Source organism: Pseudomonas sp. KU26590 (assembly GCF_026153515.1).
Lineage (GTDB): Bacteria > Pseudomonadota > Gammaproteobacteria > Pseudomonadales > Pseudomonadaceae > Aquipseudomonas.
On sequence record NZ_CP110644.1, the window covers coordinates 1,957,156 to 1,970,579 of the forward strand.

At 61.5% G+C, this 13,424-nt stretch carries 13 protein-coding genes; 9 read left to right on the forward strand and 4 right to left on the reverse strand.

From position 1 onward, the window contains the following. The first annotated feature begins 124 nt into the window (after positions 1 to 124). The 3 genes from relA (at position 125) to OKW98_RS08820 (ending at position 3,863) form a co-directional block, all read left to right on the forward strand. The gene (gene relA, locus OKW98_RS08810) at positions 125 to 2,368 is read left to right on the forward strand and encodes a GTP diphosphokinase (RefSeq protein ID WP_265388816.1); all 2,244 of its coding nucleotides are present in this window, start codon (positions 125 to 127) and stop codon (positions 2,366 to 2,368) included. A gap of 92 nt (positions 2,369 to 2,460) precedes the next feature. Then, positions 2,461 to 3,294, forward strand: coding sequence for a nucleoside triphosphate pyrophosphohydrolase (mazG, locus tag OKW98_RS08815; protein ID WP_265388817.1), 834 nt, complete (start codon positions 2,461 to 2,463; stop codon positions 3,292 to 3,294). A 26-nt stretch (positions 3,295 to 3,320) separates the two neighbouring features. Further along, positions 3,321 to 3,863 (forward strand): DUF2058 domain-containing protein, encoded by a 543-nt coding sequence (locus OKW98_RS08820; protein ID WP_265388818.1) that lies wholly within the window; start codon positions 3,321 to 3,323, stop codon positions 3,861 to 3,863. Positions 3,864 to 4,146: 283 nt separating this feature from the next. On the opposite strand, the gene OKW98_RS08825 is transcribed toward OKW98_RS08820, so the two are convergent. The 4 genes from OKW98_RS08825 to purM all read right to left on the reverse strand — a co-directional run bounded on the left by OKW98_RS08825 (position 4,147) and on the right by purM (position 7,561). Then, on the reverse strand, positions 4,147 to 4,335 hold the full coding sequence (locus OKW98_RS08825) for a hypothetical protein (RefSeq protein ID WP_108120469.1): 189 nt from the start codon (positions 4,333 to 4,335) through the stop codon (positions 4,147 to 4,149). A 783-nt stretch (positions 4,336 to 5,118) separates the two neighbouring features. Continuing rightward, the gene (locus tag OKW98_RS08830) at positions 5,119 to 5,835 is read right to left on the reverse strand and encodes a DUF3108 domain-containing protein (protein ID WP_265388819.1); all 717 of its coding nucleotides are present in this window, start codon (positions 5,833 to 5,835) and stop codon (positions 5,119 to 5,121) included. An 8-nt stretch (positions 5,836 to 5,843) separates the two neighbouring features. Then, positions 5,844 to 6,494: a phosphoribosylglycinamide formyltransferase gene (purN, locus tag OKW98_RS08835; RefSeq protein WP_265389684.1), complete on the reverse strand. Its 651-nt coding sequence runs from the start codon at positions 6,492 to 6,494 to the stop codon at positions 5,844 to 5,846. 8 nt (positions 6,495 to 6,502) lie between these two features. Further along, the gene (gene purM / locus OKW98_RS08840; protein ID WP_265388820.1) at positions 6,503 to 7,561 is read right to left on the reverse strand and encodes a phosphoribosylformylglycinamidine cyclo-ligase; all 1,059 of its coding nucleotides are present in this window, start codon (positions 7,559 to 7,561) and stop codon (positions 6,503 to 6,505) included. Positions 7,562 to 7,893: 332 nt separating this feature from the next. Between purM and OKW98_RS08845 the strand changes: the two genes are divergently transcribed. From OKW98_RS08845 to OKW98_RS08870, 6 genes are all read left to right on the forward strand, one after another. Next, positions 7,894 to 8,955 (forward strand): DUF2066 domain-containing protein, encoded by a 1,062-nt coding sequence (locus OKW98_RS08845; RefSeq protein ID WP_265389685.1) that lies wholly within the window; start codon positions 7,894 to 7,896, stop codon positions 8,953 to 8,955. A 54-nt stretch (positions 8,956 to 9,009) separates the two neighbouring features. After that, the gene (locus OKW98_RS08850) at positions 9,010 to 10,083 is read left to right on the forward strand and encodes an AI-2E family transporter (RefSeq protein WP_265388821.1); all 1,074 of its coding nucleotides are present in this window, start codon (positions 9,010 to 9,012) and stop codon (positions 10,081 to 10,083) included. Positions 10,084 to 10,416: 333 nt separating this feature from the next. Then, positions 10,417 to 11,121, forward strand: coding sequence for a DnaA regulatory inactivator Hda (gene hda, locus OKW98_RS08855; RefSeq protein ID WP_133776345.1), 705 nt, complete (start codon positions 10,417 to 10,419; stop codon positions 11,119 to 11,121). 8 nt (positions 11,122 to 11,129) lie between these two features. Beyond that, on the forward strand, positions 11,130 to 11,903 hold the full coding sequence (locus OKW98_RS08860) for an NAD-dependent deacylase (RefSeq protein WP_265388822.1): 774 nt from the start codon (positions 11,130 to 11,132) through the stop codon (positions 11,901 to 11,903). Positions 11,904 to 11,969: 66 nt separating this feature from the next. Next, the gene (locus OKW98_RS08865) at positions 11,970 to 12,683 is read left to right on the forward strand and encodes a C40 family peptidase (RefSeq protein ID WP_265388823.1); all 714 of its coding nucleotides are present in this window, start codon (positions 11,970 to 11,972) and stop codon (positions 12,681 to 12,683) included. Between the two features lie 88 nt (positions 12,684 to 12,771). Continuing rightward, positions 12,772 to 13,308 carry a C40 family peptidase gene (locus OKW98_RS08870; protein WP_265388824.1) on the forward strand — a complete coding sequence of 179 codons (537 nt, stop codon included), beginning with the start codon at positions 12,772 to 12,774 and terminating at the stop codon, positions 13,306 to 13,308. Positions 13,309 to 13,424 lie beyond the last annotated feature (116 nt).

Consider the following 13,424-nt stretch of genomic DNA (forward strand, 5'->3'; position numbering starts at 1 on the left):
CGGAGTCTCGTTTAATCCGACTGGCCCGCGCGTAAACGACCTTGCATGGCCCGCAAGGCGCACGCGCTCAAGAAGGCCGGCGACTGATGGCGCATTTCATCGCGCCGTAGGGAAGGTAAGCAACATGGTACAGGTGAGACCACACCAGCCGATCAACACAGACGGCAGTATCAACCTCGACGCGTGGCTGGATCACGTGGTCAGCGTCGACCTCGCAGTGGACCGACAGGCCTTGAAAGAGGCCTGTGAATTTGCCCGGCACGCCGAGCAACAGGACAACGCCGCCAAAAACCTCTGGGCGGAGGGCACGTCGAGTTTTCAGACGGGCCTGGAAATTGCTGAAATCCTGGCCGACCTCAAGCTCGACCAGGACTCACTCGTCGCCGGCGTGATTTACCGCGGCGTGCGCGAAGGCAAGATCTCGCTGCCCGACGTCAATCAGCGCTTCGGCCCCACCGTGACCAAACTTATCGACGGCGTGCTGCGCATGGCGGCGATCAGCGCCAGTCTCAGTCCGCGCCAGTCGCTGGTGCTCGGCACTCAGGCCCAGGTCGAAAACCTGCGCAAGATGCTGGTGGCCATGGTCGACGACGTGCGCGTCGCGCTGATCAAGCTGGCGGAACGGACCTGCGCCATCCGCGCGGTGAAAAACACCGACGATGAAAAGCGCAACCGCGTCGCCCGGGAAGTCTTCGACATCTACGCGCCGCTGGCCCACCGGCTGGGCATCGGTCACATTAAATGGGAGCTGGAGGACTTGTCCTTCCGCTACCTGGAGCCCGAGCAGTACAAGCAGATCGCCAAGCTGCTGCACGAGCGTCGCCTCGACCGCGAGCGCTTTATCACCGACGTGATGTCGCAGCTGTCGAACGAGCTGTTGGCCACCGGCGTCAAGGCCGACATCAGCGGCCGGGCCAAGCACATTTACTCGATCTGGCGAAAGATGCAGCGTAAAGGCCTGGAGTTCAGCCAGATCTACGACGTTCGCGCCGTTCGCGTGCTGGTGCCGGAGATGCGCGATTGCTATACCGCGCTTGGCATCGTCCACACCCTGTGGCGGCACATTCCCAAGGAGTTCGACGACTACATCGCCAACCCCAAGGAAAACGGCTATCGCTCGCTGCACACAGCGGTGATCGGTCCGGAAGGCAAGGTGCTGGAAGTGCAGATCCGCACCCACGCCATGCACGAAGAAGCCGAACTGGGCGTCTGCGCGCACTGGAAGTACAAGGGCACCGACGTCAAATCCGGCTCCAATCACTACGAAGAGAAAATCTCCTGGCTGCGTCAGGTCCTCGAGTGGCATGAAGAACTGGGCGACATCGGCGGGCTGGCGGAACAGCTGCGCGTCGACATCGAACCCGACCGCGTCTACGTGTTCACCCCGGACGGCCACGCGATCGACCTGCCCAAGGGCGCGACGCCGCTGGACTTCGCCTATCGCGTGCACACCGAGATCGGCCACAACTGCCGTGGCGCCAAGATCAACGGGCGCATCGTGCCGCTCAACTACAGCCTGCAGACCGGCGAGCAGGTCGAGATCATCACCAGCAAGCACGGCACACCGAGCCGCGACTGGCTGAACTCGAACCTGGGTTACATCACCACTTCCCGGGCGCGGGCGAAGATCGTGCATTGGTTCAAGCTGCAGGCGCGCGACCAGAACGTCGCCGCCGGCAAGGTGCTGCTGGAGCGCGAGTTGGCGCGTCTGGCGCTGCCCCAGGTGGATTTCGACAAGTTGGCCGAGAAGGCCAACATGAAGATCGCCGAAGACATGTTCGCAGCCCTCGGTGCCGGCGACCTGCGCATTGCGCAGCTGGTCAATCTGGCTCAGCAACTGGTCGAGCCGGAGCGGGGCAACGAGCAACTGGAGCTGATTCCGCGCAAGGCCACGGGCTACAAGCCGGGCAAGCGCGGGGATATTCAGATCCAGGGCGTCGGCAACCTGATGACGCAGATGGCCGGCTGCTGCCAGCCGCTGCCGGGCGACGCCATCGTCGGTTATATCACCCAGGGCCGCGGCGTGAGCATCCACCGTCAGGACTGCGCCTCGGTGCTGCAACTGGGCGGGCGCGAACCCGAGCGGATCATCCAGGTCAGCTGGGGCCCGGTGCCGGTGCTCACCTACCCGGTGGACATCATCATCCGCGCCTACGACCGGTCCGGCCTGCTGCGCGACGTCTCGCAGATATTGCTCAACGAGCGCATCAACGTCCTGGCGGTCAACACCCGCTCGAACAAGGAAGACAACACCGCGCTGATGTCGCTGACCATCGAGATCCCGGGCCTGGACGCGCTGGGACGGCTGCTGGGGCGCATCTCGCAACTGCCGAACATCATCGAAACGCGGCGTAACAGAACGCCGTGAGGCGTGGCTGCAAGCTACAAGCTACAAGCCGTACGCGGATAACTTGAAGCTTGTGGCTTGTAGCTTACCGCTGCGAACGAAGAGAGACCCCCATGTACAACCTCCAAGACCTCCTCACGCTCATGGCCCGTCTGCGCGATCCGCAATTCGGTTGCCCGTGGGACGTGAAGCAGCATTACGCGAGCATCGTGCCGCACACCCTCGAAGAAGCCTATGAAGTGGCCGACGCCATTGAGCGCGGAGACTTCGATGACCTGCGCGGTGAGCTCGGCGATCTGCTGTTTCAAGTGGTGTATTACTGCCAGCTGGCGCGGGAAGAAGGGCGGTTCGAGTTCGACGGCGTGGTCGACGGCATCACCCGCAAACTGATTCGTCGTCATCCCCATGTGTTCCCGACCGGCGATCTGTACGCACCGCTGGAAACCCCGCGTCTCAGTGAAGATCAGGTCAAGCATCGCTGGGAACAGATCAAGGCCGAGGAGCGCGCGGAAAAGGCCAGCGCGCCCGAGCAGCTATCCCTGCTCGACGACGTGCCAAATGTACTGCCGGCGTTGTCGCGGGCGGCGAAGTTGCAAAAGCGTGCGTCACAGGTCGGGTTCGACTGGCCGGACGCGTTGCCGGTGGTCGACAACGTGCGTGAAGAACTCGACGAAGTCCTTGAAGCCATGGCCGACAACGACAGCGCAGCCATCACCGAAGAGGTAGGCGATCTGCTGTTTGCCGCCGTCAATCTGGCCCGGCACCTCAAGGTCGATCCGGAAGATGCCCTGCGCGCCGCCAATGCCAAATTCGAGCGGCGCTTCAGATTTATCGAACAGGCCTTGCGCGATACCCGGCGGCCCATCGAAGATTGCAGCCTCGAAGAGATGGATGCGCTCTGGGGCGAAGCCAAGCGTCAGGAAAAGATCACGCCCAACTGCGGTTGAGTTGACTATTTAGAGAGAGAAGACAGATGGCGGGTATTTCCCTTCGTGACCAGTTGCTGAAAGCCGGCCTGGTCAATGAGAAGCAGGCCAAGCAGGCCAGCAAGAGCAAGCAGAAGGAGCAGCGCCTGGTGCACAAGGGCCAGGCCGTGGCGGACGACACCAGCCAGCGCGCGGCCCAGGAAGCGATGGCCGAGAAAGCCAAGCGTGACCAGGAATTGAATCGTCAGCAGCAGGAAAAGATCGAGCAGAAAGCCCGTGCCGCCCAGGTCAAGCAACTGATCGAAGCCACGCGCCTGCCAAAGCTGACCACCGAGGACTACTACAACTTCGTCGACGACAAGAAGGTCAAGCGCCTGTCGGTCAACACCCTGATGCGCAGCAAACTCAGCAGCGGCGCGCTGGCCATCGTGCACCACGGCGGAACCTACGAGGTGATCCCCCGAGAAGCCGCCCTCAAAGTGCAGGAGCGCGACCCGCGCCGCATCGTCATGCTCAGCGCCCCGACCGAAGAGCCGGATGGCGACGATCCGTACGCCGCGTACAAAATCCCGGATGATCTGATGTGGTAACAGCCGTTGGTGGCTCTCTACCTCCTGTAGCCCTAGCTGGCGAAGCGGTTCTGATGGGCATCTCGATGTGACTGATACGACGCCGCGTCTGTAGGAGCCGGCTTGCTGGCGAACCCGTTGTGCCAGCCGCCCTCGATGGAGACTCACACGCTGCGTTCGCCAGCAAGCCGGCTCCTACAAAGGTTCGCAACCGGCCTACACGATTGGCCATCGGCGACAGAGCCGGACCCACACACAACAAAACCCGCCAAGAGGCGGGTTTTGTTTTGCTGCGATTCCGAAATTAAGAATGACTGGCCTGCTGCTTGGCTTCTTGCTCGGCAAGCTCTGCTGCGTAACGCTGTGCGTCCGATTCGTAATGAAACATCCCTACCAATTGGTCTTGCTGGCGAACATCCCAGATCTGGATGCCATCGGCGATGGTTTCGTGGGAGATATGGGCGTCGTCGCGTTCAGTAACAGTTACGGTCATAGTGCAAACTCCTGACTCTTGGATATCTGCGGCAGGACGTCGCAGGTCTTCTTTATAGTTTTTGGTAGCCGGCTAAGTAAATGTGTACATCTGGCAACAGTTATTTACCGAATCCGTAACAGTGCGCTAAATGCTTGTATTCGAAGGGTGTGCGGCGCTTTGTCACACTCGGTTGAAGGCCATGAAGAATGTTTCATTTTGTCGTTCGCAGCCAGCGCGCTTGTTGGTCGGCACAAAACCTCGCCACGCCGCAGTTCAAATGTAGGAGCGCGCTTGCCCGCGATCTGGCGCGAAGCGCCAGCAAGCCCGGGGAAACGCGGTTCATCAGACAAAGTCGGGTTGCCAGATTTACGACTGCTGTGCAGCCGATCGCGGGACAAGCCACGCTCCTACGACGTTCGAGGTGTGGCAGCAGCCTCGCCACGCCGCAGTTCAAATGTAGGAGCGCGCTTGCCCGCGATCTGGCGCGAAGCGCCAGCAAGCCCGGGGAAACGCGGTTCATCAGACAAAGTCGGGTTGCCAGATTTACGACTGCTGTGCAGCCGATCGCGGGACAAGCCACGCTCCTACGACGTTCGAGGTGTGGCAGCAGCCTCGCCACGCCGCAGTTTAAATGTAGGAGCGCGCTTGCCCGCGATCTGGCGCGAAGCGCCAGCAACCAGGTGAATGAGGTCCGTCAGATCAATGCTCGCCTGGGAGTACTGGTTTTACGGCCAAAAAAACCCCGCCATGTAGGCGGGGTTCGATGTTGCGTTCGATGTAGGCGTGAATCAGCTGGCTGAGTTAACTGCCCTTGACCGACTTACCGTTCACCGTGCCGTCCTGCAGCATGATGTTGTATTCCTTGCCGTCGGTTTCGACCTGTTGCAGGCGAACCAGCAGGTAGTCGTAGTCCTTGGCGAACCACATCACGGTGATGCGCTTGTTCTGCGTCGGATCACGCACGCGCTCGACCTTGATGGCGTCGACCGAACCGACTTTAGTGTCTACCTTCTCGGTGCCCAGCACGCGGAAGTCGTAGGTGTCGACTTCGTCACCGTCGACCACCTGATACGTCATGCTCTTCTTGCCTGCCGCCACGTCATGCTGCAGCGCGAGCTGGTAGGTGGACTTGTCGAGAACACCGGCATTCAGCGGGATTTTCACTGCATTGCCACGGTCCGAACCGGTGATGAACTTGGTCGGCCAGTCGAACACCAGATCGACTGTCTTGCTCTTGCCCAGGCCGCCACGTTCGAAGTGGTAGGTCTGTGGCAGCAGCTGGTCCTTGTCGACTTTGATCGTGCTGACTTCGGTCAGGCTGGCGATCATCATCGAGGCCTTGAAACTCAGGGTCCAGGTGCCGTTGGCGTTCTTCTCGAGGCTGCGGCTGGCGCTGCCACCGCTCATGGGCAACTGTTTCCAGTCAGCGGTGTAGCTGGCGGAGAAAGGTTGAAGGTCGGCCGCGTTGACGGCGGGAAGTGCGAACAGGGCGAAAGCGAAGAGCAAAGCGCGACGCATAATATCTCCTAATGTCGGATCAAGTGGCCGCTGGGCCCTAAGGGCTGGCCGTCCAGTGAGGCGCCGTGTTCGTCGAGGGTCAATCGTCCTTCGGCGAACCAGCGAATGGCCAGGGGATATATCAGGTGTTCCTGGGCGTGAACCCTCTGTGCCAGCGTGGCGGGCGTGTCGTGCAACTCTACAGAAACAACTGCCTGTACGACCAGAGGCCCCCCATCGAGTTCCTCGGTGACAAAGTGCACGCTGCAGCCATGTTCGGCGTCGCCGGCGTCCAGCACGCGTTGATGGGTGTGCAGGCCTTTATACCGCGGAAGCAGGGAAGGGTGAATGTTCAGCAGTCGGCCATGGTAGTGGCGCACGAACCCGGGCGTGAGGATGCGCATGAATCCGGCGAGCACCACCAGCGACGGCTGAAACGAATCGATGGCCTTGATCAGCGCGGCGTCGAAGGCCTCGCGACCTTCGTAGCCGGTGTGATCAAGCACGCAGGTGTCGATCCCTGCGCGGGCGGCCCGTTCGAGCCCGAAGGCATCGGCGCGGTTGGAAATCACCGCACGGATGCGAGCAGGGCCCGCGCTGTCCTGAAAGCTGTCGATCATCGCCTGCAGGTTACCGCCGGTGCCGGACAGCAGCACCACCACGTCACAGGGTTGGGGCATGTCAGGCATTAATGAGCCTTGACGTTCTTCAGCTCGACTTGTGCAGCGCCTTCGGCAGCGGTGCCGATCTGGCCGATCACCCAAGGCTGCTCGCCGGCTTCGCGCAGGGTATTGAGGGAGACTTCAACGTGCTCCTGGGCGACACAGATGACCATGCCGACGCCGCAGTTCAGCACGCGGTGCATTTCATGCTCATCAACGTTGCCTTTTTCCTGCAGCCAGTCGAAGACCGCCGGACGGGTCCAGCTCGCCACGTCGACGATGGCCTGTGCGCCTTCAGGCAGCACGCGAGGAATATTGTCCAGCAGGCCACCGCCGGTGATGTGGGCCATGGCTTTTACCGCGCCGGTGTCTTTGATCAGCTTGAGCAACTGCTTGACGTAAATGCGGGTCGGCGCCATCAGCAGTTCGGTCAGCGGCTTGCCGTCGAGCTGGATGGTGTCGATGTCTGCACCCGACACTTCGATGATCTTGCGGATCAGCGAGTAGCCGTTGGAGTGCGGACCGGAAGACGGCAGGGCGATCAGCGCGTCACCGGCGGCAACCTTGGAGCCGTCGATGATGTCAGCTTTCTCCACGACGCCGACGCAGAAACCGGCCAGATCGTAGTCTTCGCCTTCGTACATGCCGGGCATTTCAGCGGTTTCGCCGCCGACCAGCGAGCAGCCGGCCAGTTCGCAGCCCGCGCCGATGCCGGTGACCACTTGAGCGGCGGTGTCGACGTTAAGTTTGCCGGTGGCGTAGTAGTCGAGGAAGAACAGCGGCTCAGCGCCGCAGACCACCAGATCGTTGACGCACATGGCGACCAGGTCGATGCCGATGGTGTCGTGTTTGTTCAGGTTCAGTGCCAGGCGCAGCTTGGTGCCGACGCCGTCGGTGCCGCTGACCAGAACAGGCTGCTTGTAGCCGGCCGGGATTTCGCACAGAGCGCCGAAGCCCCCGAGGCCGCCCATCACTTCCGGGCGCTTGGTGCGCTTGGCGACGCTCTTGATGCGTTCGACCAGCGCTTCACCGGCGTCGATGTCTACACCGGCGTCTTTGTAGCTCAGGGAGGGTTGCTTGCTCATGATCCAGGCCTTTAGGGGGGGGATTCGGGGTAACGACCGAGTGGCAACGACGCGGGGCCTTGTCATCGCCGGTCTGCGAAGGCGCGCGATTTTATCAGGGTTGGGCGCAAGCGGCCATCCTTGGGCCGACGGGCAGGACGATGGTGAAGAAAAAATAACCCGGTTTATACCGCCGCACCCGTTCGTCGCTGGAGGGATCCGGTGTAACGTTGGCGCCTGAGTGAGCGATTCGGGCGCGTCTGCGGTCAGAGTCGGGTCACTCCAGTTCATGCAGCTATTTATAGCGTTGCCTTTTTACCCAGTGGGAATCTTTCATGCGTCCACCTTCATTCATGCGCCTAAAAAACTGCCTGTTCGTGGGTTGCCTCTCATTGATGAGTCTGCCGGCGCTCGCCGAGACGGTGAACAATCTTTATCAGGTGCGCGAACCTGTCAGCGGTCAGACCGCGGACGAGAAAACCCGCGCCACCCAGGCCGCCCTGGAAACCCTGGTCATCCGCCTGACCGGCGATCCCAAGGCCGTGCAGAACGGCGGCCTTGCCGAGGTGCGCAAGGACCCTCAGCAAATCATCAGCCAGTACGGTTATGACGCCGGCCCGCCCGAAACCCTGCAGGTCGATTTCGACCCGGCGAGCACCGAACGCGTGATGCGTCAGGCGGGGCTGTCGTTGTGGGGCTCCAATCGCCCGGTCATCATGGCGTGGTGGCTGAACGATGCGACTGACGGCGCCAATCTGGTCGGCGATGGCCAAGCGTCTGCCGAACCTCTGCGTCGCGCCGCTCAGCATCGCGGGCTGCCGTTGCGTCTGCCGCTGGCGGACCTTGGCGAACAAGGCATCGGCAACGCCAAAACCCTCGACGGCACCAACGTCGCCCCGCTCAAAGAAGCGTCCGAACGCTACGGCTCGGACGCGATTCTGGCGGTTCACGCCCAGGAAAACGGCGGGCAGTGGCAGGGCAAATGGCACCTGTGGCTGCGCGACAAGATGGAGCAGGGCAGTGCCAGCGGCGCCAGCTCGGCGGAACTGGCCGACGCGGTGCTGTTGGCGGTGAGTCAGCGTCTGGCGCCGCGCTTCGTGGTCAAACCGGGCGCCTCGACGGGCATGGTGCTGGATGTGCAGGGCATGAATCTTGAGCGTTACGCGCAGCTGCTGCACCTGCTCGAACCTTTCGGTGGTCGCCTGAAATCAGCCGACGGTGATCGCATCGCTTTCGACGTCAGCGGCAGCCCCGATCAGTTGCGTTCGCAGCTCGCGCTGGCGAAATTGCAGGAAGTGCCAGCCAGTGAAATCGCCAGCGCGCCGGTCAACCCCGCGCCCGTTGCTGCGGACGGCACGCCGGCAGCACCGCAGCCGCCCGCTGTTTCTGACAGCGCATTGCACTTCCGTTGGTGAACAGGTTCATAACGACGTTGCACGAAGCACATCATCCTGGGGAAAGAGGCAGTAATGACTGATACGCGTCGTTGGTTCTGGCTGGGCGGGGTTGTCCTGGTCTGTTTGTTCGTCTGGCTGCTGCATTCGATTCTGACGCCGTTTCTGGTGGCGCTGCTGCTGGCGTACATGGGCGATCCGCTGGCAGACCGGCTGGAAAAACTGAAGATGTCCCGCACCATGAGTGTGGTGACGGTATTCCTGTTGTTCACCCTGATCTTCATGGGCTTGCTCTTGGTGCTGGTACCGATGCTGGCCAAGCAGCTTTATCGCCTGTACGAACTGGCGCCGCAGATCCTCGACTGGCTGCAACACACTGCCATGCCGTGGGCGCAGGCCAAGCTGGGTCTGGCAGAAGGGTTCTGGAAGTTCGACAAGGTCAAGGCGGCGATCTCGGAGCACATGGGCCAGACCGGCGACATCGTCGGCATCGTCCTGTCCCAGGCCACCACTTCGACCCTGGCGCTGATCGGCTGGCTGACCAACCTGGTGCTGATCCCGGTGGTCTGCTTCTACCTGCTGCGTGACTGGGACGTGATGACCGCCAAGGTGCGCAGCCTGTTGCCGCGTCACCGCGAGAAGAAGATCGTCGCCCTGGCGGACGAGTGCCATGAAGTGCTGGGCGCGTTCATTCGCGGCCAGTTGCTGGTGATGGTCGCGTTGGGTGTGATCTACGCCGCCGGGCTGATGCTGGTCGGGCTGGAGCTGGGGCTGTTGATCGGTGTCATCGCAGGTCTGGCGGCCATCGTGCCGTACATGGGTTTCGTCATCGGCATCGGCTCGGCGATTCTGGCGGGCTTCTTCCAGTTCGGCGGCGATCTGTACCCGATGATGGGCATCGTTGCGGTGTTCATGGTCGGTCAGGCGCTGGAAGGCATGGTGCTGACGCCGCTGCTGGTAGGTGATCGCATCGGCCTGCACCCGGTCGCGGTGATCTTCGCGATCCTGGCAGGCGGCGAGCTGTTCGGGTTCACCGGCATCCTGCTGGCTTTGCCGGTGGCGGCGGTGATCATGGTCCTGGTGCGCCATGTTCATGACCTGTACAAGGATTCGGACATCTACGGCGGTCTGGACGACCCCGATCTCTGATCCCGTTCCTGCAGTGGGCAGTGACCATGGTGAATCGATGGATACTGCTTCTGTAGGAGCCGGCTTGCTGGCGAACCCGATCGATCATATGCATTGTGTTGCCTGACACGACGCGTTCGCCAGCAAGCCGGCTCCTACCGTCCGACCGACCGCGTCCAGGGGACGAAGCTTTCCGGCGGGTTTTCCTCGTATTCCCCCGTCATACCAGTCACCGGCGCAAGCCTTTGATTTTGCTGGCGGTCTGCCGCATTGTGCGGCCAGCCCTGCGGGTATAGACTTTGCACACTTTTCACAGAGGCCCCTTGGCGGTTCGTCACGAACCGTTCAGCCAGCATGAAACCAGTTCAGCTGCCCCTGAGTGTGCGTCTGCGTGATGACGCCACCTTCATCAATTACTATCCAGGCGCCAATGCCGCTGCACTCGGCTATGTCGAGCGGCTGTGCGAAGCCGAGGCCGGCTGGACGGAAAGCCTCATTTATCTGTGGGGCAAGAACGGGGTAGGGCGCACGCACCTGTTGCAGGCCGCCTGCCTGCGATTCGAACAGATGGGTGAGCCAGCGGTTTACCTGCCGATGGCCGAGCTGCTCGATCAAGGCATCGGCTTGTTCGATCATCTGGAGCAGTACGAACTGGTGTGTCTCGATGACTTGCAAGTGGTGGCCGGCAAGCCTGAGTGGGAAGAAGCGTTGTTTCATCTGTTCAACCGGCTGCGCGACAGCGGCCGACGCTTGCTGATCGCTGCTTCATGCTCACCTCGGGAGCTGCCGGTCAAACTGGCGGACCTGAAATCCCGGCTGACCATGGCGCTGGTGTTCCAGATGCGCCTGTTGTCCGACGAAGAAAAACTCCGCGCCCTGCAATTGCGCGCGTCGCGCCGGGGGCTGCACCTGACCGATGAAGTCGGGCATTTCATCCTCACCCGCGGCAAGCGCAGCATGAGCGCGCTGTTCGACCTGCTTGAGCAACTCGATCAAGCGTCGCTGCAGGCCCAGCGCAAGCTGACCATTCCCTTTCTAAAAGAAACCCTCGGTTGGTAAGCGCACCCGTGCTCGATCCGGCCCTGGTCCTGCAAACCGCAGCGGCTTTGCGCCACGCCACGCGGATTTTGATCATCACCGGTGCCGGCCTTTCGGCGGATTCGGGTTTGCCGACCTATCGCGGTGTCGGCGGGCTGTATAACGGCGAGACCGACGACGGCCTGCCCATCGAAATGGCCTTGTCCGGGCCGATGCTGCGTCGTGATCCTGCCCTGTGCTGGAAGTACATCGCACAATTGGGCAGCGCTTGCCTGAGTGGACGTCCCAATGCGGCGCACTACGCCATCGCCGAATTGCAGCGGCGCAAGCCTGAATGCTGGGTGTTGACGCAAAATGTCGACGGCTATCATCGCGCGGCGGGCAGTCCGCCGGAACGGCTGATAGAGATCCATGGCCAGCTGGCACCGCTGTACTGTCAATCTTGTGGCGCCGAAGACCCGCTGTTGAGCGAGCACCTCAGTCGACCGTTGCCACCGCTGTGCGCCCGCTGTAGTGGCGTTTTGAGGCCGCCGGTGGTGTTGTTTGAAGAGGTGTTGCCGGAGTTGGCACTGAATGTGCTTCAGAAAGAAATGGCAAAAGGCTTTGACGCTGTGCTCAGCATCGGAACCACCGCCAGCTTCCCGTACATTCATGAGCCTATGCTGCGCGCTCGGGTGATGGGAGGCTTTACTGCCGAGATAAACCTTTCGCCGACCGATCATTCCGCGCACATGGATGCGTTTCTGAGGTGCAGAGCCTTAGAAGTGATGGACGACATCGTAAGTCACATTTGTTTCGATTGAATTTGCAAATGGGTACGATTGAAGGCATAGTCTCGGCTTCTTTACACTTCAGCCACGGTCGTGCACATGCTAAACCGCTTCGCACCCCTCGTGCCTCTCGCACTCGTTACGCTGTTGTTCGGCTGCGCGGCCCAGATGCCGACGTCGCAACAGCAGTCGCAAAGCCCCCAGTTCCGGGACTCTGCCACCGCCCAATCCGCCAGCAAGCGCGCTGACTACGCATCTTCCGTACTGGATGACGAAGTCGCCACCGAAGATGAACTCGCTCAATTTGCCGACAACAAGCCGTACCGCCTGCCGGTTCTGGCTGACAGCATCCTTGAACGCGGCAAATCCCTGATAGGCACTCGCTATCGCTTCGGCGGTACGTCGACCACCTCCGGTTTCGACTGCAGCGGTTTCATCGGTTACCTCTTCCGTGAAGAGGCGGGCATGAGCCTGCCGCGTTCTTCCCGCGAAATGATCAATATCGATGCCCCTCTCGTTAAACGCAACGACCTCAAGCCGGGCGATCTGCTGTTCTTCAGCACTGCCGGTCGCGGTCGTGTCAGCCACGCGGGCATTTACCTGGGCGATGACCAGTTCATCCACTCCAGCAGCCGTCGCAGCGGCGGTGTCCGCGTAGACAGCCTCGACGATGCCTACTGGGCCAAGACGTTCATCGAAGCCAAACGCGCGCTGGCAATGGCACCTGTAACAACACCTGCAACGGCATCGTCAACGGTACCTGCAACCACCACCGCGATGACCTCGACTACAATCAAGCGCCAAACCCGTTAATCCCGGGCGCGCAAAGGGCTAACCCCCTCTTGCGCGCAATCCAGGCTCTCGGCACAGTAAGCTGCATCCCGCACAGGTTGTCGTGTTTATGTCGTTAACGGTTCGCCTGATCGTCGCCTCTCTGGCTGTGCTGCTGGCCGCATGTTCCAGCACCCCACCGCCCGCTCCACGCAAGGTCGTCTACCGGCCTGTGGTTTCCGCTCCTCCCCAGTTTCCTTCACCGCTCGCCGACGACGTCCTGTTGCGCGCGATCGGCCTCGTTGGCACGCCCTATCGCTGGGGCGGCAACACGCCTGATTCGGGTTTCGATTGCAGCGGCCTGATCGGCTACGTCTACCACGACGCCGCCGGTATTACGTTGCCGCGATCGACGCGGGAAATGATCACCCTGCGTGGCCCCGACATCGACCGCAGCCAGTTGCAGACCGGTGATCTGGTGTTCTTCGCCACCAGCGGCGGTTCCAACGTCAGCCATGCCGGCATCTACGTCGGGGAAGGGCGATTTGTCCATGCGCCGGCCACCGGCGGCACGGTCAAGCTCGACAGCCTCGACAAGCCGTATTGGCAAAAAGCCTGGCTGAATGCCAAGCGCGTTATCCAGCCATCGAACCTGGCCAAGCAATAGTCACCCTGATGCAATGTGTTCAATCGCTGTTGGCGGGCGAACACATGACCAGCGGCGCGAAGCCCGCGGCAAACACACCCCTCCGTGGGAGCCGGCTTGCAGGCGAACCTGATTCA

Excerpts from the sequence above, each read along its gene's own strand:
- relA (WP_265388816.1), top strand. The coding sequence starts at position 125 with ATGGTACAGGTGAGACCACACCAGCCGATCAACACAGACGGCAGTATC.
- mazG (WP_265388817.1), top strand. The coding sequence starts at position 2,461 with ATGTACAACCTCCAAGACCTCCTCACGCTCATGGCCCGTCTGCGCGAT.
- OKW98_RS08820 (WP_265388818.1), top strand. The coding sequence starts at position 3,321 with ATGGCGGGTATTTCCCTTCGTGACCAGTTGCTGAAAGCCGGCCTGGTC.
- OKW98_RS08825 (WP_108120469.1), bottom strand. The coding sequence starts at position 4,335 with ATGACCGTAACTGTTACTGAACGCGACGACGCCCATATCTCCCACGAA.
- OKW98_RS08830 (WP_265388819.1), bottom strand. The coding sequence starts at position 5,835 with ATGCGTCGCGCTTTGCTCTTCGCTTTCGCCCTGTTCGCACTTCCCGCC.
- purN (WP_265389684.1), bottom strand. The coding sequence starts at position 6,494 with ATGCCCCAACCCTGTGACGTGGTGGTGCTGCTGTCCGGCACCGGCGGT.
- purM (WP_265388820.1), bottom strand. The coding sequence starts at position 7,561 with ATGAGCAAGCAACCCTCCCTGAGCTACAAAGACGCCGGTGTAGACATC.
- OKW98_RS08845 (WP_265389685.1), top strand. The coding sequence starts at position 7,894 with ATGCGCCTAAAAAACTGCCTGTTCGTGGGTTGCCTCTCATTGATGAGT.
- OKW98_RS08850 (WP_265388821.1), top strand. The coding sequence starts at position 9,010 with ATGACTGATACGCGTCGTTGGTTCTGGCTGGGCGGGGTTGTCCTGGTC.
- hda (WP_133776345.1), top strand. The coding sequence starts at position 10,417 with ATGAAACCAGTTCAGCTGCCCCTGAGTGTGCGTCTGCGTGATGACGCC.
- OKW98_RS08865 (WP_265388823.1), top strand. The coding sequence starts at position 11,970 with ATGCTAAACCGCTTCGCACCCCTCGTGCCTCTCGCACTCGTTACGCTG.
- OKW98_RS08870 (WP_265388824.1), top strand. The coding sequence starts at position 12,772 with ATGTCGTTAACGGTTCGCCTGATCGTCGCCTCTCTGGCTGTGCTGCTG.